The 17,700-nt window shown below is 61.3% G+C and carries 18 protein-coding genes; 7 read left to right on the top strand and 11 right to left on the bottom strand.

What is annotated here, in order from left to right; genetic code table 11:
• Positions 1 to 81: 81 nt before the first annotated feature.
• Together WNZ15_RS08755 and WNZ15_RS08750 are read left to right on the top strand one after the other, a co-directional pair.
• Complete coding sequence (locus WNZ15_RS08755; protein ID WP_342892561.1) at positions 82 to 1,563, top strand: YdiU family protein; 1,482 nt, start codon at positions 82 to 84, stop codon at positions 1,561 to 1,563.
• Between the two features lie 210 nt (positions 1,564 to 1,773).
• The gene (locus WNZ15_RS08750; RefSeq protein WP_342892560.1) at positions 1,774 to 2,202 is read left to right on the top strand and encodes an HIT family protein; all 429 of its coding nucleotides are present in this window, start codon (positions 1,774 to 1,776) and stop codon (positions 2,200 to 2,202) included.
• A gap of 31 nt (positions 2,203 to 2,233) precedes the next feature.
• Here WNZ15_RS08750 and WNZ15_RS08745 read toward each other — a convergent pair whose 3' ends face one another.
• From WNZ15_RS08745 to WNZ15_RS08735, 3 genes are all read right to left on the bottom strand, one after another.
• Positions 2,234 to 2,617, bottom strand: coding sequence for an AzlD domain-containing protein (locus WNZ15_RS08745; protein ID WP_342892627.1), 384 nt, complete (start codon positions 2,615 to 2,617; stop codon positions 2,234 to 2,236).
• Entirely contained in the window at positions 2,617 to 3,378 is a 762-nt protein-coding gene (locus tag WNZ15_RS08740) for an AzlC family ABC transporter permease (protein WP_342892559.1), read from the bottom strand. The genes WNZ15_RS08745 and WNZ15_RS08740 overlap by 1 nt, the downstream gene beginning before the upstream one ends.
• A gap of 138 nt (positions 3,379 to 3,516) precedes the next feature.
• The gene (locus tag WNZ15_RS08735; protein ID WP_342892558.1) at positions 3,517 to 4,221 is read right to left on the bottom strand and encodes an SDR family oxidoreductase; all 705 of its coding nucleotides are present in this window, start codon (positions 4,219 to 4,221) and stop codon (positions 3,517 to 3,519) included.
• A gap of 199 nt (positions 4,222 to 4,420) precedes the next feature.
• Between WNZ15_RS08735 and WNZ15_RS08730 the strand changes: the two genes are divergently transcribed.
• Positions 4,421 to 5,824: a patatin-like phospholipase family protein gene (locus tag WNZ15_RS08730; protein WP_342892557.1), complete on the top strand. Its 1,404-nt coding sequence runs from the start codon at positions 4,421 to 4,423 to the stop codon at positions 5,822 to 5,824.
• Between the two features lie 350 nt (positions 5,825 to 6,174).
• Here the strand turns inward: WNZ15_RS08730 and clpA are convergent, their stop codons facing one another.
• The 3 genes from clpA to WNZ15_RS08715 all read right to left on the bottom strand — a co-directional run bounded on the left by clpA (position 6,175) and on the right by WNZ15_RS08715 (position 9,701).
• Complete coding sequence (gene clpA / locus WNZ15_RS08725; RefSeq protein WP_342892556.1) at positions 6,175 to 8,622, bottom strand: ATP-dependent Clp protease ATP-binding subunit ClpA; 2,448 nt, start codon at positions 8,620 to 8,622, stop codon at positions 6,175 to 6,177.
• 12 nt (positions 8,623 to 8,634) lie between these two features.
• Positions 8,635 to 8,991: an ATP-dependent Clp protease adapter ClpS gene (gene clpS, locus WNZ15_RS08720; protein ID WP_342892626.1), complete on the bottom strand. Its 357-nt coding sequence runs from the start codon at positions 8,989 to 8,991 to the stop codon at positions 8,635 to 8,637.
• A 377-nt stretch (positions 8,992 to 9,368) separates the two neighbouring features.
• A complete protein-coding gene (locus WNZ15_RS08715; RefSeq protein WP_342892555.1) occupies positions 9,369 to 9,701 on the bottom strand; it encodes a phasin family protein in 333 nt (110 codons plus the stop codon).
• A 606-nt stretch (positions 9,702 to 10,307) separates the two neighbouring features.
• On the opposite strand from WNZ15_RS08715, the gene WNZ15_RS08710 reads away from it, so the two are divergent.
• The gene (locus WNZ15_RS08710; protein WP_342892554.1) at positions 10,308 to 11,987 is read left to right on the top strand and encodes a serine hydrolase; all 1,680 of its coding nucleotides are present in this window, start codon (positions 10,308 to 10,310) and stop codon (positions 11,985 to 11,987) included.
• 16 nt (positions 11,988 to 12,003) lie between these two features.
• Here WNZ15_RS08710 and WNZ15_RS08705 read toward each other — a convergent pair whose 3' ends face one another.
• The 3 genes from WNZ15_RS08705 to WNZ15_RS08695 all read right to left on the bottom strand — a co-directional run bounded on the left by WNZ15_RS08705 (position 12,004) and on the right by WNZ15_RS08695 (position 14,195).
• The gene (locus WNZ15_RS08705; RefSeq protein ID WP_342892553.1) at positions 12,004 to 12,711 is read right to left on the bottom strand and encodes a DnaJ domain-containing protein; all 708 of its coding nucleotides are present in this window, start codon (positions 12,709 to 12,711) and stop codon (positions 12,004 to 12,006) included.
• Entirely contained in the window at positions 12,708 to 13,448 is a 741-nt protein-coding gene (locus tag WNZ15_RS08700; protein ID WP_342892625.1) for a VWA domain-containing protein, read from the bottom strand. The genes WNZ15_RS08705 and WNZ15_RS08700 overlap by 4 nt, the downstream gene beginning before the upstream one ends.
• Before the next feature lie 96 nt (positions 13,449 to 13,544).
• Complete coding sequence (locus WNZ15_RS08695; RefSeq protein ID WP_342892552.1) at positions 13,545 to 14,195, bottom strand: DUF2306 domain-containing protein; 651 nt, start codon at positions 14,193 to 14,195, stop codon at positions 13,545 to 13,547.
• Between the two features lie 79 nt (positions 14,196 to 14,274).
• On the opposite strand from WNZ15_RS08695, the gene WNZ15_RS08690 reads away from it, so the two are divergent.
• Positions 14,275 to 14,895 (top strand): TetR/AcrR family transcriptional regulator, encoded by a 621-nt coding sequence (locus tag WNZ15_RS08690; RefSeq protein WP_342892551.1) that lies wholly within the window; start codon positions 14,275 to 14,277, stop codon positions 14,893 to 14,895.
• Here WNZ15_RS08690 and WNZ15_RS08685 read toward each other — a convergent pair.
• Positions 14,892 to 15,326, bottom strand: coding sequence for a DUF1489 family protein (locus WNZ15_RS08685; protein ID WP_342892550.1), 435 nt, complete (start codon positions 15,324 to 15,326; stop codon positions 14,892 to 14,894). The two genes, WNZ15_RS08690 and WNZ15_RS08685, sit on opposite strands and share 4 nt — an antisense overlap.
• Positions 15,327 to 15,509: 183 nt before the next feature.
• On the opposite strand from WNZ15_RS08685, the gene WNZ15_RS08680 reads away from it, so the two are divergent.
• Both WNZ15_RS08680 and WNZ15_RS08675 read left to right on the top strand, forming a co-directional pair.
• Positions 15,510 to 16,394 carry an SDR family NAD(P)-dependent oxidoreductase gene (locus WNZ15_RS08680; RefSeq protein WP_342892549.1) on the top strand — a complete coding sequence of 295 codons (885 nt, stop codon included), beginning with the start codon at positions 15,510 to 15,512 and terminating at the stop codon, positions 16,392 to 16,394.
• Positions 16,395 to 16,765: 371 nt separating this feature from the next.
• Entirely contained in the window at positions 16,766 to 17,218 is a 453-nt protein-coding gene (locus tag WNZ15_RS08675) for a hypothetical protein (RefSeq protein ID WP_342892548.1), read from the top strand.
• A gap of 97 nt (positions 17,219 to 17,315) precedes the next feature.
• Here the strand turns inward: WNZ15_RS08675 and WNZ15_RS08670 are convergent, their stop codons facing one another.
• Positions 17,316 to 17,450: a hypothetical protein gene (locus WNZ15_RS08670; RefSeq protein ID WP_342892547.1), complete on the bottom strand. Its 135-nt coding sequence runs from the start codon at positions 17,448 to 17,450 to the stop codon at positions 17,316 to 17,318.
• Positions 17,451 to 17,700: the final 250 nt, after the last annotated feature.

Raw genomic sequence — 17,700 nt, 5'->3', positions numbered from 1 at the left:
TTGCGATTGTCCGTGCTCTTGGCTGGATTTGTGAACCGCAGTGCCTACATCCGGTCCTGGAAACCTGCTATTGCGAGACCCATGACCTCATCACAGACGCCATTCCGGTTCGACAATTCCTTCGCCCGCGATCTGCCCGGTTTCTATGTGGCCTGGGAAGGGGCAAAGGTACCCTCACCGGAGCTGATCCTGTTCAACACCGCGCTGGCGGAAGACCTTGGCCTGGACGGCTTGCATCGCGAGACGGCCGGAGCCGCTGAAATCCTCTCCGGCGTGACAACACCGGAAGGCGCCTCTCCCCTTGCCCAGGTCTATGCGGGCCACCAGTTCGGCGGCTTTTCCCCGCAACTCGGCGACGGCCGGGCGCTGCTGATCGGTGAAGTCCTCGATCAGGCCGGGCGCCGCCGGGACATCCAGTTGAAGGGCTCGGGTCCGACGCCGTTTTCGCGCGGTGGTGACGGAAAGGCGGTGATCGGACCGGTGTTGCGCGAATATGTCATCGCGGAAGCCATGCATGCGCTCGGCATCCCGACAACGCGCGCACTCGCAGCCGTGACAACAGGCGAAACCGTCTATCGCGACGGTGAGAAACCCGGTGCGGTCCTCACGCGCGCGGCCGCCAGCCATTTGCGCATCGGCACGTTTCAGTACTTCGCCGCGCGGGGCGAGACCGACAAGGTCGGCCAGCTCGCCGACTATGCAATCGCACGCCATGATCCGGACCTGACCGGCGCCGACGACCGCTATCTTCACCTGTTGCGGCGGGTCGTGGAGCGTCAGGCTGCGCTTGTCGCCCGGTGGATGCTGGTCGGCTTCGTCCACGGCGTCATGAATACGGACAACACAACCATTTCAGGGGAGACCATCGACTATGGCCCCTGCGCCTTCATCGATGCTTATGATCCCGCGGCCGTGTTCAGTTCGATCGATCACGGCGGCCGCTATGCCTTCGGGCAGCAGCCGTCGATCCTGCAATGGAACCTGGCGCGTCTGGCCGAGGCACTGCTGGCGCTGATTGCCCCGGACGATCCGGACGGGGCCGTGGAACGCGCCAGCGCGGAACTTGGCCGCTTCGCCGACCTCTACAGGACGCACTGGCTGACCGGCATGCGCGCCAAGCTCGGCCTGGAAACAGAGGACCCGGGCGACCAGGAGCTTTGCGAGACCCTGCTGGGCCTGATGCAGCAACAGGGCGTCGACCACACCTTGTGTTTTCGCCGGCTTGGCGACGCCGCGGCGGGCGCGCCGGACAGGTTCCGGGATCTGTTCACCGATCTGCCTGCAATCGATGCCTGGCTGCTGGACTGGCGGCGGAGGCTTAAGCAGGAGGCCGCTCCGGACACGGACCTGAAGGCCCGCATGAACAGGGTCAATCCGCTCTATATACCACGCAACCACAAGGTCGAAGAGGCCCTGTCCGCGGCGGAAACTGGGGACTACACATTTGTCAGGACCTTGCTGGAAGCTGTTGGTTCTCCGTACGAGGAGCGGCCCGGCCTGGAGGCCTACGCCGAACCGGCACCGGCCGCCTTCGGACCGTACCAGACCTTCTGCGGAACCTGACGAGGCTTCAAGGGCCTACCCGCGGTTCCCTGAAGCCCCCCGCCCTGGGCCGGAACCGGTACCAGGTCCGCCGGCCGATTTTGTGTGATTGTCCGTCACAGCGCAAACGGCGAAGCTTGCCTCTTGCCCCGCCTCTGCCTCTGGGCATAGTCTCCGGTAAAATCACCCATACTTCGCCTGTCCCGGCACCTGATGAAGGAAATTCACCCCATGTCCACGCCCGCCTATGACGACCAGAATGTGTTCGCGAAGATCCTGCGCGGTGAGCTTCCGTGCCAGAAGGTCTACGAGGACACGAAGACCCTGGTGATCATGGACATCATGCCGCGCGGCGACGGCCATATCCTGGTGCTCCCGAAAGCCCCGTCTCGCAACATTCTCGATATCGATCCCGAGGATCTCAATGCCGTCATGGCGACTGCCCGGAAGATGGCGCGGACCGTGATCGAGGCCTTCGATGCGGACGGCACGACGATCCAGCAGTTTTCGGAACCGGCCGGTGGCCAGGTGGTGTTTCACACCCACGTCCATGTTATCCCGCGCTTCGACGGCGTGCCGCTGAGGCCGCATACCGGCGACATGGCCGACCCGGACGTGCTCGCAAGCCAGGCGGAAAAGATCCGCGCGGCCCTGAGCTGAGGCAGTGGCCAAAACGGCGCGGCATCTTTCTTCAGAACGCGCCGTTCAATGCATCGAGCCCGAGCCAGCCGGCCAGAAGAAACACTTCCGCCGCCAGCACGCCGACCACAACCCGCTGCCTGGACAGAAAAAACGCCGCGAAGCCGAATCCGGCCGCCGCCAGCCGAAGCGACAGCGATGTTTCGGCCAGAGCCCCTTGCGGAAACAGGATCAGCTTGGAAATGACGCCTGCGACCAGCGCCGTCGCCACGCAGCGGACCCAGATCAGCAGCTCGCCGTCTTCTCGAAGCCAGCCGCCCGCAAAGACCCCCAGCCACCGCCAGACATCCGTCGCCAGCCAGCCGGCGACGAGGATCATCACGAAAGGCCACCACCAGGTATCGGCAATGGCCACGCTCGCCACCTGCCCGTCCATCACGACAGCCCCCGGCGCATGAGGCGTGTGCCCAGATAGGCGATCGTGCCGCCGGCAAGCCCGGTCCACAACAGGTCGAGCCCCGGCAGATACAGGAAGAACACCGGCCCCAGCGCCAGTCCGGCCACCATCGCGGCCTTGTCCGCGTTCAGCCGCGCGGCCCCCCAGAGCGAACACAGGAAATAGACCGGCGTCAGAAGGAACAGCGCGCCCGCCACCACATCCGGCAGACGTTCCACCAGCAGATAGGCGACCGCCGTCATGCAGAAGACGAATCCGGAAACGGCACTGCCAAATCCGACGAAAAACGGCAATCGCCCTTCCCTCGGCATATCCGGCAGGTTCTTCATGGCAAAGACCCAGGCCGTCACCGCCACGAAGTGGGACGCGATCAGCAACTGCCAGCTGCGCGTCTTGCCCGGCACCTTGATGAGCGGCATCAGCGCCATCGTCATCGGCATCAGCCTGACGGACGCCAGCGCAACGGCGATTCCCGCCGGCAGCAGACCCATGCCGGACGAAAGCGCGCCGGTCAGCACGACAACCGACGGCAATGCCCAGACAAGGCCGGTCATGGCCAGGGTTTCGGCCAACGTCAGTCCGGTCTCGCGGGCCAGTCCCGCATAACCGACAAAGGCGGCCGTAAGAATAAGCGCGGGGATGGATATGGCAGCACGCGCGCCACGCAGCATCCAGACCCGTGCGGGAGGCAGCGGATCTTCGGGCGCGACAGGCGGCGCAGACCGGGAATGGGCAGTCATGGACCTGATCTCAAGAACTGGATTTTAGTAAGGAAGCCTTACCTTTATACGGACAAGCTGTCTAGGTCACGGCCTCATAAATGAACGCGAAATGGTTTGAGGCAGATTGCGCGTCATCAAGGATCCGGAAGCGGCCGGTCAGACCGACCGGGTCAACCCGCCGTCGATGCGGATGTTCTGGCCGGTAACATAGGCCGCCTGATCGCTGGCAAGATAAGACACCAGACCGGACACTTCGTCGGCACGTCCGTAACGGCCCATCGGAATGCGGGCCAGGCGGTCCTCCTTTTCCGGCAGGCTGTCGATGAAACCCGGCAGGATGTTGTTCATGCGCACGTTTGCGGGTGCGAACTTGTCGGCAAAGAGCTTGGTGAAGCTTGCCAGCCCGGCCCGGAAGACGCCCGATGTGGGAAACAGCGGATCCGGCTCGAAGGTTGCGAACGTGGAAATGTTGATGACCGTGCCGCCTCCCCGTTCGGCCATCACCGGCGCGACCAGCCGGCTCGGGCGTATGACGTTCATCAGGTAGGTGTCCATGCCGAGGTGCCAGTCCTCGTCGGATATCTCCAGAACATCACCTTTCGGGCCATGCCCGGATGAATTCACAAGAACATCTATTCTTCCATATGCTTCTAGAGCTTTTTCAACAAACAGCTTCAAGTCATCATTGGACAGATTGGAGCCCGTGAAGCCGACACCGCCGAGCTCTCCGGCCAGGGCCTCGCCCTTGCCGGAGGAGGACAGGATCGCGACGCTGAACCCGTCCGCCGCGAGCCGCCGCGCCGCATCCGCCCCCATGCCCGAACCACCGGCCGTGATCAGCGCCACCTTCTTGTCGGTCATTGAATATCTCCTGTTCACGTCGTCACCATAGCCGGTCATCGGGACCGGCACCGGAAAATTGTTCCGCTGAACGGGCCGCATCGAACCTGTGAATGAACACCAATGCAGCCATGGCATTTGGTGCAAGCCAGCACCCCTGCCACGACGGGTATTTTATGGTAGCCTAAACCTGAAATTGTCTAACGCTGGGGATACATACATGCCGATCGGACTTGTTCTGGGCGGAGGTGCGCCGCACCTCCCCCTGATGAGTGGCGCCTTGCTTGCGCTCGACGAAGCCGAACTCGATTTCAAGGTCATTTCCACCACGGGCGCCGGCATGCTGGCCGGCCTCCTTTATGCCTCACCGGAGCGGGACCATCCGGGCGAGAGCCTCCGGCAGGCCAGACAGCGCACGCTCAGGGCCACCAGTTCGATGGGCATCGAGGACGCCATCTACCGGTTCATGCCGTTCAATTACAAGGTCTTTCAAAAGCCCGGGCCGTTCGCCGAAGCGCTGGCGCCATTCAACAACATGTTCCTGAAATTTCCCAGGGACACCATGCATCAGCGTCTTGCCGGTGACTGGCTGGCCCTGATGTCCGCGACCTTCACCCCGTCCACGCTCAACCCGTGGAGCAAGGGCCTTTGCCAGCCACCGTCCTGGATCGACGGCATGACCGACTTCGACGGGCTTGGTGCCAATCTTGGCGAAATCGCCTTCCGCCTTGGCGCCTATTGCGTCGAGGACCGGGTCGATGTGTCCTTCAACCAGGAAGACCTCACGATCGATCATTGCAAGGCCGCTCTTGCGATGCCGTTCATCTATGAGCCCTACAAGCTGCCCGCTCCGGGTCCCGGCACCGGGACAAAGACCTATCTGGAAGGGTCCGCATTCGAACCCTTGCGCCTCAACCCGGAAAACATCATGGTCGACAACAACATCGACACGATCATCTTCTTCGACATTCTGGGTCACCGCAAACTGATCGATGAGCCGCGCGACCTGACGGATGCATGGGTTCAGTCGATCATCGCCCCCCTCACCCGCCTGTCCGAAAACAGCCTCGCAACGTTCAAGACCAAGCGTGCGCAAAACGCACGGCAGCGGTTTTTGAATGCCTACCAGCAGGCGGCGGACCTGGCCGGCTCCGACGTCGGCGCCTTCAGGGAGAAACACGCCCAAATCTTGAAGGAACAGGAACTGTATGAACTCGCGGACCTTCTCGGCAGCGCCGATGTCGACCTGGCCGCTTTCAGGAAAAGGGTCGCTGCGCTTCCGGCCGATCACAAGGACCGCAAGCTGAAAGAGATCGTGAAACTCGCCGGTGAAGATTACGCCGCCTTCGTGGATGCGCGGGAGGCCTATCTGAAGGCGCGCGAGCTAGCCGAAGGCGTGCCCTCGGAGCGCCCCCGCACGCACAGCCGCCGGTCGGAATTGCTGCGCATGCCATTCGGCCGGCATATTCCCGACCACCACTGGCCCAAGATCCTGGACTGGAGCCATTCCAACATGTCGACGCTCTTCGACATCGGCTACGACACCGGCAAACAATTTGTCGCCAACCACAAGAACCGGCTGGAAAGCAGCATGACGAAGGACCTTGCCGGAGCCATGGCCTGACACTGCTGACAAACTCTCAGTTGGTCCTCCCGGACAAGTGCAGCGACGCTGCGCGATGATCCGGGATCCAGCATGTCAGCGCGAGCGAAGGCGGGCGCAAGAGCAAGTCAAGCATCTGAAATAATTATTAAAGACGCGCCTACGGCGCGAAGAAATCGCTGGATTCCGGCTCTGGCCATGCAGCTGCGCTGCAGACCGTCCGCAATGACGCCGTGGGTTTGGCCACAAACTGAAAAGCCCCGGACAGATCCGGGGCTTTCGATGAATTCAGTCAGTCAGCCGGCTGATCGTCCAGAAGCTGACCGCTTTCCAGGTGCTGGAGCATCGGGCGTTTCTAAAACGCCCGATGATCAATCCGCCAGCGGGACTTTCGGCACCAGGCTTTTCTTGGCCGGTCCGCCCTTGCCGGGTGCGGACTTGGCCTCCTTGGCCGTTGCCGCCTTGGCAGCCGGCTTGCGCTTGCGCTTGGGTTTGGGCTTGATCTCAGCCCTGGCCTTTGCCTTCGGCGGCGTCGCGCGTTCCTCGATGCTTTCCAGCAACAGGCCCTTGCCGTCCTCGGAAACCGTGACCTTGACCATGCCGCCCTTTTTCAGCTTGCCGAACAGCACCTCGTCGGCAAGCGGGCGCTTGATGTGCTCCTGAATGATCCGGCCCAGGGGACGGGCCCCCATCTGGCTGTCGTAGCCCTTGTCGGCCAGCCACTTGGTGGCATCCTCGGTCAGTTCGAACGTGACACCGCGATCCGCCAGTTGCACTTCAAGCTGCATGACGAACTTGTCGACGACCTTGTAGACGACCTCCATCGGCAGATTGCCGAAGGGAATGATCGCGTCGAGGCGGTTGCGGAATTCAGGCGTGAACAGCTTGTTGATCGCCTCGGCGTCGTCGCCTTCCCGCTTGATCCGGTTGAAACCGACAGGCGTCTTGGCCATGTCCGCGGCGCCCGCATTCGTTGTCATGATCAGGATGACATTGCGGAAATCGACCTGCTTGCCGTTGTGATCGGTCAGCTTGCCGTGGTCCATCACCTGCAGCAGGATGTTGAACAGGTCCGGATGGGCCTTCTCGATCTCGTCCAGCAGCAGCACGCAATGCGGATGCTGGTCGATGCCGTCCGTCAGCAGACCACCCTGATCAAAACCGACATAGCCCGGAGGCGCGCCGATCAGGCGGGACACCGTGTGCCGTTCCATGTACTCCGACATGTCGAACCGGATCAGCTCGACACCGAGCGAGGAGGCAAGCTGGCGCGCGACTTCGGTCTTGCCGACACCGGTCGGACCGGAAAACAGGTAGCTGCCGATCGGCTTGTCCGGTTCGCGCAGGCCCGCACGGGCCAGTTTGATGGCCGAGGCCAGCGTCTCGATCGCTTCGTCCTGGCCGTAAACCACGCGTTTCAGGTCCGTGCCGAGATTTTCCAGCAGCTCGGTATCGTCCTTGGAAACGGATTTCGGCGGGATTCGTGCCATGGTGGCGATGGTGTTCTCGATTTCCTTGACGCCGATGGTCTTGCGCCGCCGGGCTTCGGGAACCAGCATCTGCGACGCGCCGGTCTCGTCGAGAACATCGATGGCCTTGTCCGGCAGTTTCCGGTCGGCGATGTACTTCGCCGACAGTTCAACAGCCGTCTTGATGGCATCGTTGGTATACCGGACCTTGTGGAAGTCCTCGAAATAGGGCTTCAGGCCCTTCAGGATATCGATGGCATCCGGGATCGACGGTTCGTTGACGTCGATCTTCTGGAAACGGCGCACCAGGGCCCGGTCCTTCTCGAAGAACTGGCGGTATTCCTTGTAGGTGGTCGAGCCGATACAGCGGATGGCGCCGGAGGCCAGCGCGGGCTTCAGCAGGTTCGAGGCATCCATCGCCCCGCCCGAAGTCGCGCCCGCACCGATCACGGTGTGGATCTCGTCAATGAACATCACCGCACCCGGATAGTCCTCGACCTCCTTGACCACCTGTTTCAGGCGCTCCTCGAAATCGCCGCGATACCGGGTCCCGGCCAGCAACGAGCCCATGTCGAGCGAAAAGATGGTTGCGTCCTTGAGAACGTCCGGAACGTCGCCGTTGACGATGCGGCGCGCTAGGCCTTCCGCAATCGCGGTCTTGCCGACTCCCGGGTCGCCGACGAACAGCGGATTGTTCTTGGACCGGCGGCACAGGATCTGGATCGTGCGCTGGATCTCGGTGTCACGGCCGATCAGCGGATCGATCTTGCCCTTCTGCGCCTTCTCGTTGAGATTGACGCAATAGGCTTCAAGAGCATCGGTCTTCTGACTGGATTTCTTTTCCGTCTCGGCGCCCGGCAGAACGTCCTCTTCCTCCGCCCCGTCGACCGGGCGGGCATCCGACATGCCCGGACGCTTGGCGATGCCGTGCGAGATGTAGTTGACCGCGTCGTAACGGGTCATGTCCTGATCCTGCAGGAAATAGGCCGCATGGCTCTCGCGCTCCGCGAAGATCGCGACAAGCACGTTGGCTCCGGTCACTTCTTCCCGGCCGGACGACTGGACATGGATCACCGCACGCTGGATGACCCTCTGGAATCCGGCGGTCGGCTTGGAATCCTCGTCACTGTCCGTGACCAGGTTTTCCAGTTCCGTTTCGATATAGTCGATCAGGTTCCGGCGGATCGTGTCCAGATCCACATTGCAGGCCCGCATGACGGCCGCCGCGTCCTGATCGTCGAGCAGGGCCAGAAGCAGATGCTCCAGCGTTGCGTACTCCTGCTGGCGTTCATTGGCAAAGGCCAGAGCCTGGTGGAGCGCTTTTTCAAGACTTCGTGAGAAGGAAGGCACGTGCGATGGTCCTCACTTTTTTTCCATGACGCATTGCAGCGGATGCTGGTGTTTGCGCGCGAAATCCATGACCTGGGTGACTTTCGTTTCCGCCACCTCATAGGAAAAGATTCCGCATTCCCCGACGCCGTGATGGTGAACATGCAACATGATGCGTGTCGCCTCTTCCCGATTCTTCTGGAAGAAACTCTCCACAACATGGATGACGAACTCCATGGGCGTATAATCGTCATTCAGCAGCAGCACACGATAGAGATTGGGCCGCTTGGTCGCTGTTTTTGTCCGGGTGACAACAACCGTTCCGGCGTCGCCACCGTCATCGTCATAATCAGAGCCCGCCGACATTACCGTTACTATCGCCTCAATCACTCCGGCCATCACCAAATTTCGCGGTTTCGATCAGACTGGCGGATGCGGCTGGACCGGAGCTTTTCCGGGCCGCGGGTCACGCCGCCTGTCGATGAACGTCACCGGCAATCCTGCCGCGCAAGCCGCGCTCGCGCAATGGTCGATTTCATCAACATTCAGATGAACAGCACAATCAGGACGACTGCGCTGCTGTTATTGATCAATGTAGGTCGCTTGAATTCGATTAAAAGATGGGAAAGCAACGCAATTCGGCATCCCGTTGTCGCAGGGCAAAAAGGCCCGCACTGCCGGGCAAATCTGTGCATATATGAAAAAACCCGGCTCAAATGAGCCGGGTTCCAAATTCGACGCCGTCGTGAAACGGCTGAAATAGTCGGTTATTTCGCCATTTTGCCCATGACGCCTTCGTAAGGCTTGTAGGCATCTTTGGACAGGTCGGTGACCATTTCACCGATTTTGGTCATTTCGCCGACAAACCCTTCATAGGAGGTTTTGACGTAATCGGCCTGAGCCTCGAAAGCCTTGTCCAGGGATTTTGAAGCCACGAGCTTCTCGACTGCGGCGGTGCTGTCTTCGAAGGACTTCTTCTGATAGTCGGCCACCTCGGCGGCGATCGCCTGGAAACCCTTGCTGAAAGACCCGAAAGACTCCATGGCCATGTCCATGTTGTCCTTGCCCAGTTTCTGGATATCTTCAAAGTTGTTCATCATTTTCACTGCCCTCGTCCAGCGTCCCGGTGCCCTGAAGTCCCGACTTCGGGCCACCTTGGACGACCGGTTCGTTTCTTGCGTTACCTAACGAGACTTCGAAATAATGCACTGCACCATAAGTGTCAAGGTGTTTTTGCAATGCAAAAACAACCTTTGCGCGAACTCTGAATTCTTTTTGCCTGAATCGTGCCGTTTATCAGTTGCGTTAAATTCAGCAGACCACACCCATAGGTTCGTCACCTCACGTTCAACACGGCCGAACGGCCAGATGAACGCCCTCCGTGATCATCTGCACGCCACCGACGAGACAGCAGACCCCAGAAAATAAACGGACCATTAACGCAAAATATACAGTCATTAGAAAAAATTACTTAAATAAAACCAATAATTACTTTCTCTTTAAATTTAACCAAGCATTAACTCTAACAAAAAACTATTTTTTTAAGTGCTTTTCATGTCATTCATTTACACATTCGTAACCGTGATTCAATCAAATGGCCTGAGAGCAACGGGGCGGTGGCTTGAATCGCACGGGGGTTAGATCCAGGCCGCGCAGCTCCAGATACGAACCGTGTAACCCGATATGGGATAGTTATTGTGTTTGGTATGCGTTTTCTTCGCAATGCAGGGACCCTCGTCCACACAGGCAGGCTCCTGGTCCTCGGCGTTCTCCTGTTGAGCCTTCCGGCAACGGCCCTGGCCAATTCGAAGTATGCGGGCATCGTCGTTGATGCCAAGACCGGCAAGACCCTCTATGCGTCTTCGGCCGATGCATACAGATATCCGGCCTCGCTCACCAAGATCATGACCCTTTATCTGGTCTTCGAGGAACTCGAAGCCGGACGGTTGTCGCTGAGCTCCCCCCTGACCGTGTCCAAATACGCGTCTGGACGGCCCCCCTCCAAGCTTGCCCTGAAGCCGGGCAGCACCATCAAGGTCAAGGACGCGATCCTGGCTCTGGTCACCAAATCCGCCAATGATGTCGCCACCGTCATCGCCGAGAATATTGGTGGATCGGAAAAGAAATTCGCCGAACGGATGACGCGCACCGCGCGCCAGCTCGGCATGTCCAAGACCACATTCAGGAATCCGCACGGCCTGCCCAATTCGGGGCAGCGGACCACGGCGCGCGACATGGCCCGGCTCGGCATCGCCGTCCAGGAGCGCTTTCCCCAGTATTACGGCTACTTCAAGACACGGGCCTACAAATACAAGGGCCGGACCTACGGCAACCACAACAAGCTGCTGGGCCGGGTCAAGGGTGTGGACGGCATCAAGACCGGGTATATCCGCGCGTCCGGGTTCAATCTGGTCACCTCGGTCAACCGCAACGGCCGCCAGATCGTCGCGGTGGTCATGGGCGGCAAGACCGGGGCCTCGCGCAACGCCCAGATGACCAAGCTCATCGGCCGTTATTTGCCGAAGGCCAGCAAGGGCACGAAATCGGCGCCGCTGATCGCCACACGGCGCGTGCAGCCGAGTTTCGTGGCCGCCTCCCTGTCCAACCCGCCGCTTCCCAACGCCAAGCCCGGCAGCAAGCCCGCGCCGGCGGCGACCGGTGCGCCGATGGTGCTTGCCCTGAACGCACCGGCGCCTGCTCCGGCACCCGTCGTTCCCAAGCGCGCTCCCGCATTCGCCTCGGCCACAGTCTCGGCGCCTGTTGTCTCGTCGGGAGCCGCGCCGGCTCCGGTCGCCGTTCCCGGCTTCGGTACAAACGTGCCGCTGCCGCCAAAAGCGATCAGGCATCGCCTGGACAGCACCTTCGCGGTGGCAACGTCCCTGCCCCCGATCCCGCCGGACAGTCCGGATGCCCCCCTGACCACCAATTCGATCTCCAGGGTCGCACTGTTGCAGGCGGCCCGCGCCAAACAGTCGGGCAGCGCCCAGCCTCAGAGCGTACCTTCCCAGCCGATGCCGACCAGAAGCGTCAAGGTCGAGACGATCGCGGTTAACCCCACACCGGTGGAAACGGTCGCGGCAGAGCTGGAAACGGCTTCCGACACCGTCACCGTGGCAACCAGCGACACGCCCGATGTCGAACCGGGCTGGCAGGTTCAGATCGCCGCCGCCGAATCGGAAAATCAGGCCATTGCCATGCTGAAAAGCGCCAAGGCCAAAACCGGAGCCTCCCTGCGGGGCCGCGTCCCTTATACCGAACCCGTTGAATCCGCCGGACAGACCCTTTACCGGGCGCGTTTCATCGGCTTTGACAGCAAGTCTGCAGCCTGGAACGCCTGCAAATCCTTGAAAAAGGCAAAATACGCCTGCTTCGCCATCTATCAGTAACCGCGTAACGGATCCGTCAATGTCTTCTGAGAAGCGTGTCTTTAGCCTCGTTGATTTTCGCCGCGAGGAAACCGGAGCCTCCCTGGTCGGGATGGACCCGCATCATCAACCGACGGTGCGCGGCTCGAATTTCCGCGTCCCCGGCCTCACTCGAAAGCCCCAGGATCTGGTAGGCCTCCTCATCTGTCATGGGGCCCGGGCCAGGCGCGCTTCCCTGCCGATCTGTTCCATCCGGCTGGAAGTGTTCTCGCCAGTCGGCAAGCCGGCGGTCGAGATAAGCTTCGACTAACTGCCGGCTCTGGCCGTCCTGGGCAGTCTCCTGCCAGAACTGTTCCAGTTCCGGCTCACTCAGGTCATCGAGCTCGCGACCCTGATGGCCGCCGACCAGGACCGTCCCGGACATGGCGCCCGTGTCATGGTCCAGTTCCATTTCCACCATTGCGGTGCGGACCCGCGATCGTTGCCCCGACGCCTTTTTCGGATTGTAACCTCTCCCCAGCCGGCTCAGCCCGGCAAAGCCCAGCACCGACAGGCCGAGCCCCAGCAGCGGGATCGCCAGGATCACCCGGCCGGTCAGGGCGAACACGGCGGCCAGACCGAGCAGGAACACGCCCGCCAGGGTGCGCAGCCCCCTGGCAAGGGCCGCCGGGTTCGCGGTGACAATACGGTTCGCGAGCAGCAACAGCGCCGAGAGCAGTATCAGGCCGATAAGCAGATAAATCATTTGGCAGGCTTGATCTGTTCCAACAGGAGGCGCGCACTGTGCCCGCCTTTCTTCTCCAGTGCCACAAGAGCGTCTCGCCCGCCAGCCGCAAAAACGGCGACAGCCTTGAGCAGTTCGGCCAGTTGGCGTTCCGCACCCGGCTCGAACCGGCAATAGGCACCGCGGGTCAGCCTTGCCATTTCCCGGAAGGCCCGTTCAGCGACGCTGTCGCGCCCTTCCTGAAACAGGAACATCGGCACGCCGAGTAGACCCAGCCGCCCGGCCTTGTCGCACAGGTCATCGACGTCTTCTTCCATGCAATCGCCCACATAGACAAGAGCGGCAACCTTCTCCGCGTCGGCGGACTTCAGGGCCGCCGACAGAACCTTGCCGATCTGGGTGCGCCCGCCCTGGCAGGAAATGCGGCTCATGACGGTGGCAAGCTCGTCGCCGTCCGCAAACCATCGCGATGCCCTGCATTCCCCGAACCCCCGGAAATAGACCAACTTGATCTGCAGTCCCGAGATCTTGCCGGCCTCCCGGAACATCTCCGACTGGATATGGCAGGCCTGATCCCAGGCCGGCTGACGGCTCATGGTCGCATCAAGCGCGAAGATCAGCCGCCCCCCCTGTCCGGTATCCGGCGTCGCCCGCACCTTGTCCAGAAAGGCCGCCACATCCGAAGCCGCGGATTGCGTGTCGGGCCTCTGGTCCTGCCGAATGAACGGTACCTTTGTACTCTTGCCCGTTGGTGCCACCACGGCCGCTGTCCTCCTGCCAATCGCTGACCCTCAAATTGGGACCGTCAGCCCGGTTTGGCAAGCGCACGTGCGGCGGTGCCGCACACGTGCGGATCAATTCGCGATGGCAACCGCGCCTTGGCGCCGGGCCCTTAACGGGCGCGCAATCCGGAGATAGAGCTCGACGGCAAGGGCATTCGGAACCCAGCAGGCCCAGGCAATCACGGGATAGGCCACCGCGATGTCGGCACCGAATGCCATGGACATGCCCAGATAAAGACGCAGTGTCACCGCAGCGAACGTCAGCGCTGCCGAACGCATCATCCAGGCCGCGTGACGGGAGACTTCCCTGCGCAAGGCAAGCACAAGGGCTGTTGCCGTGGATGCGAGCCATGCCACCGCCAGCACACCGAATCCGATGCCTGCGAAACTGCCTGCGGTGGTGTGAAAGGCAAGCTGAAGCCCGGCAAGCCCGGACACGAGAATCGCGGCGACATAGACCCGCCCGAGCCAGCGGTGGATCGCGGGCCGCCGCGACCTGAGAGCCGGCCAGAACTGGAACGGCATCACCGCCAGGGCGATCGGGGCCAGGCCGATATGGGCGTAGAGCGCCAGAGCGTTGCCATCGAGATTATGGGCCACATGGTCCATGGCCACGACCACGCCGTCGGGAACGAATCGGTACGACACGGCCGCGACCAGAACCGACAACAGTCCCGCAACGAGATAACCACCCCAACCGAAAACCCTCAACACCCGTTCCATTGCCGACCTCCATTAAACTTGACACTGTCAAGATAAGTCGCGACTTGACACTGTCAAGTCAATCGTTGATGACGCTTTCATGAAAACACCCGCTTCGCCCGCGCGCCGCCCCCGGGATGGCACTCTCAAGACCGCTCTTGTGGATGCGGGCGTCGCCCTGTTGCGCAAGCGGGGCCCCGACGGTCTTTCCTTGCGGAAATGCGCGGCACAGGCGGGCGTGTCACACGCGGCCCCGGCCTATCATTTCAAGAATCTGGCGGGCCTTTCCACCGCCATCGCCGCGCGTGGCTACAGCGTGTTCTGCCAGACCATGACGGCACGGCTGGAACAGGCGGATGCTTCAGCCATGGACAGGCTGAACGCGATCTGCCACGGCTACCTCGATTTTGCGAGCACGCAGCCGGAACTGTTTCTGTTCATTTTTTCCGGCCAGACCTTCAACAAGGAAGACGACGAGTTCGAACGGCATTCCTCCAATGCCTATACGATCCTGCGCGAAGCCTGCGCCCCGTTCGTGCCGTCCGGCGCGGAACCGGAAGAGGTCGAAATCCTGGTCTGGTCCGTCGTGCACGGCTATGCGCACCTCACCATGACCCGCAAGGCCGACAGCCCGAGATTTCGCGACAGCTGGCCGAAACTGGATCTCCTGCTCGAGCACCTCGACAGAGCATTGGAAACCGGGCGCGGAAATGATCGCTAGAGCAGGCAGAGATCCGTCAGGTCGCGGCGCATGTCGTCCGGCATGGGCTGGGCGTCACCGCCGGTTTTCAGGTCCGCCGGCGCGTCCGCGGCCTTGAGATAGCGCCAGCCCTGAAACGGGCGTTTCGGCTGATACTGTGTCAGGATCAGCCTGGGCTCCATGACGAGGTCGCAGCGCTTGATCCCCGCCTCGTCGGTGAAGGGCCGGATGTCGGTCAGGTGCTGCCGCACCTGAATGCGGCCCTTGATCACCCAATAGAGCGACCCGCCATCCAGCAGCTCCTCGCTGCGGGACGGTGTCATGCGTGTGGTGTGGACCGATTCCGCCGGCAGTCCGGTCCGGGCCGCATTGTCCATGCGAAAATCGATCCAGGCCTGCAGCGATTCGACGCTGTCGGCACCCACACACAGTTTCACGAGATGCAAGGTCATGTCTGTGACGTAGCAGGCCTGCGGGCAAGGTCAAGATCGGGCAGTCAGATGACGGTGGATTGTGCCTGGGGTGGCGGCATCACCGTGCGCATTCGGCCTCGCAAAGACCACTTTTGTATCGATCAAATGAACCGCTATGATCGGATGATGCTCTCTGGTCTGCGGACAAGGTTCTCTTTGGCAATGGATGTGTTTGTTACAGGCGGCACCGGCACCATCGGCGCACAGGTGGTCCGCCGGCTTGTCCGGGACGGCGCCAGTGTCATCGCTCTGGCACGGTCCGAAGCTTCCGCGGCGAAACTCAGGTCACTGGGTGCGAGTGCCTATCCCGGAGACCTGCGCGCGCCGGAGGGCTGGGTCTCCAGGGCTGCCTCCTGCGACGCGCTGATCCATGCAGGGGCGACTTTTTCAAGTGACATGGGCAGGACCGACCGGCAGTGCATGCTCGCCCTGAAACAGGCGGCAAGACATCGCCATCAACCGTTGAAGGTGATCTATACCGGCGGGATCTGGCTGTTTCCTGCAGTCGGAGGCGGTCGCAAGATAACCGAGAAGACGTCCTTTTCGCCCTTGCCCGCCTTCCGGTTCATGAGCGAAACCATCCGCATGCTGTCGAACGGCACGGACCTCAATCTCGCGGTGGTCCACCCCGCGCTTGCCTGCAGCCGGGAAACAGGGCCGATCGCCGACATGACACAGGCCCTCAAGGCCGGCCGGCCCTTCGAGACGCGCGCGACGCCGGACACCGTCTGGCCGCTTGTGGAAACCGGAGATCTCGCGGAACTTTATCTGCTGGCGCTGCGGCAGCCGAGATTCCGCCTCTCCCTGATCGCCGCCAGCATTTCCGGCATTTCCGTCGGCCATCTGGCATCTCACATCTCCGCCCGCCACGGCCGGCCGCTTGAGATCGTCACCGCGCCCGCCGCCGACGATGTCGATCCGGACAGCGACTGGACCGCCGGCTACGCATTGTCGCAAGCCATCGACACCAGTCACACACACCGCATCACGGGATGGCAGCCGGACCATTCAGCGGTCGAAGACCTGGTCGTGGCGTTGTCAAGATAGACGCGAACCGGTCCGCCGGGACGAAATCTGCCCGGCCCGGTCCGGTCACGGTCTCCTAAATCCTTTCTCAAACTTTCTCCGGGTATCCTCGGCTCCTGAGCGCTCTTGAAGAAAGCAAGGTCCCTTTTCCGGATCGTCCATGTCGGTAGGCCGTGGCAGATGCAGGTTCCGGCCTCAGCGACACGCCCGGCAACAGTCGGCAACCTGTCGGGCGGGCCTCGATACCGGATCGTATGGCTTGCGGGTCTTCAGGAGCATCCTTGTCTCGTTGAAGGTCGGCTTCGTTGAAACTGTTTGCGCAATTCCTGATGTTTTTCCTGCTCTCCACGCCGCTCGTCGCCGGGGAAGAACCGCCAGTCGGAACTTTCAAGATGGTGAACACGAATGGGTTCGTTGAAACCGTCGAGGGCCGGACGCCGCTCGCCCCGGACACGGATGTTGCCACGGTCCTGATCGAAAGGACCGCCGGCGACGGTTTGAACGTCCTGATAAACGGATCCGAAATTCATCTGTTCCGGCTGGAAGACGGTCTGGCCGCGCTGCAATGGAACGCCAATGGAACCTCGCTGCTCCATTCGGCCGATATCGTGGCACTCTTCGGGAAATCCAGCCCGCACGATGTACCTGCCTGGGGAGCGGATCTGGACTGGCCCGGTGCCGGCGCGGTGCAACTGGTCGTGCTGCCCCTCGGACAGGCGGCCTATACCGGCTTTCTGATCAGCCGGCCCGCACACAAGACAGTGGTGCGGCAGATGGAGTTCCGTCAGGTGTTCGGCCCGTCATCCCGGCCGAACAGCCCGGGTGCGGCAACAGTGTCCGATTGACACGGTTCGCGCCTGCCGAAGAAGAACACAAATGCCAAAAACAAAAAAAAGGCGCAGCCATCCGCTGCGCCTTTGGTATCCTGAGCGTCCCGCGCGCTTATTGAGCGGCGGCAACGGCTTGTTGTGCACTTTCCACATCGTTGAACAGCAGCACCATTGTCAATGCGATGCCCACTGCAGCGACAGTCCATAGAGTGACGCTCCAACAAGATTTCTGCACGTTTTCGTCCATTCAATCCCTACACTTCTTGATCGGCGCCTGCCCCCAGCCAAATTCAAATATGGCGCCATTGAGGCGACGAGGTAAACGATCCCTTACCGTTTCGCAAGCGCAAAAAAGGAGCAGCAGCCTCAACATTTTTGCAGATCTTTTTTAATCTATATTTTTCAGATACTTATAAAGAAGTCCAACCACACGAAGAACCCGGCTCCTGTTCATATGTTGCGTTGCGACAAGCTGGAGGTGCGACGCTCCCGCCGCG

Origin of the sequence: Roseibium sp. AS2, assembly GCF_038900065.1 — a bacterium.
Taxonomy (GTDB): Bacteria; Pseudomonadota; Alphaproteobacteria; order Rhizobiales; family Stappiaceae; genus Roseibium.
This window is presented reverse-complemented; position numbering and strand designations above follow the sequence as displayed.

Excerpts from the sequence above, each read along its gene's own strand:
- WNZ15_RS08715 (WP_342892555.1), bottom strand. The coding sequence starts at position 9,701 with ATGATGAACAACTTTGAAGATATCCAGAAACTGGGCAAGGACAACATG.
- WNZ15_RS08705 (WP_342892553.1), bottom strand. The coding sequence starts at position 12,711 with ATGATTTATCTGCTTATCGGCCTGATACTGCTCTCGGCGCTGTTGCTG.
- WNZ15_RS08745 (WP_342892627.1), bottom strand. The coding sequence starts at position 2,617 with ATGGACGGGCAGGTGGCGAGCGTGGCCATTGCCGATACCTGGTGGTGG.
- WNZ15_RS08750 (WP_342892560.1), top strand. The coding sequence starts at position 1,774 with ATGTCCACGCCCGCCTATGACGACCAGAATGTGTTCGCGAAGATCCTG.
- WNZ15_RS08695 (WP_342892552.1), bottom strand. The coding sequence starts at position 14,195 with ATGGAACGGGTGTTGAGGGTTTTCGGTTGGGGTGGTTATCTCGTTGCG.
- WNZ15_RS08735 (WP_342892558.1), bottom strand. The coding sequence starts at position 4,221 with ATGACCGACAAGAAGGTGGCGCTGATCACGGCCGGTGGTTCGGGCATG.
- WNZ15_RS08680 (WP_342892549.1), top strand. The coding sequence starts at position 15,510 with ATGGATGTGTTTGTTACAGGCGGCACCGGCACCATCGGCGCACAGGTG.
- WNZ15_RS08670 (WP_342892547.1), bottom strand. The coding sequence starts at position 17,450 with ATGGACGAAAACGTGCAGAAATCTTGTTGGAGCGTCACTCTATGGACT.
- WNZ15_RS08675 (WP_342892548.1), top strand. The coding sequence starts at position 16,766 with ATGGTGAACACGAATGGGTTCGTTGAAACCGTCGAGGGCCGGACGCCG.
- WNZ15_RS08710 (WP_342892554.1), top strand. The coding sequence starts at position 10,308 with ATGCGTTTTCTTCGCAATGCAGGGACCCTCGTCCACACAGGCAGGCTC.
- WNZ15_RS08755 (WP_342892561.1), top strand. The coding sequence starts at position 82 with ATGACCTCATCACAGACGCCATTCCGGTTCGACAATTCCTTCGCCCGC.
- WNZ15_RS08685 (WP_342892550.1), bottom strand. The coding sequence starts at position 15,326 with ATGACCTTGCATCTCGTGAAACTGTGTGTGGGTGCCGACAGCGTCGAA.
- WNZ15_RS08690 (WP_342892551.1), top strand. The coding sequence starts at position 14,275 with ATGAAAACACCCGCTTCGCCCGCGCGCCGCCCCCGGGATGGCACTCTC.
- WNZ15_RS08740 (WP_342892559.1), bottom strand. The coding sequence starts at position 3,378 with ATGACTGCCCATTCCCGGTCTGCGCCGCCTGTCGCGCCCGAAGATCCG.
- WNZ15_RS08730 (WP_342892557.1), top strand. The coding sequence starts at position 4,421 with ATGCCGATCGGACTTGTTCTGGGCGGAGGTGCGCCGCACCTCCCCCTG.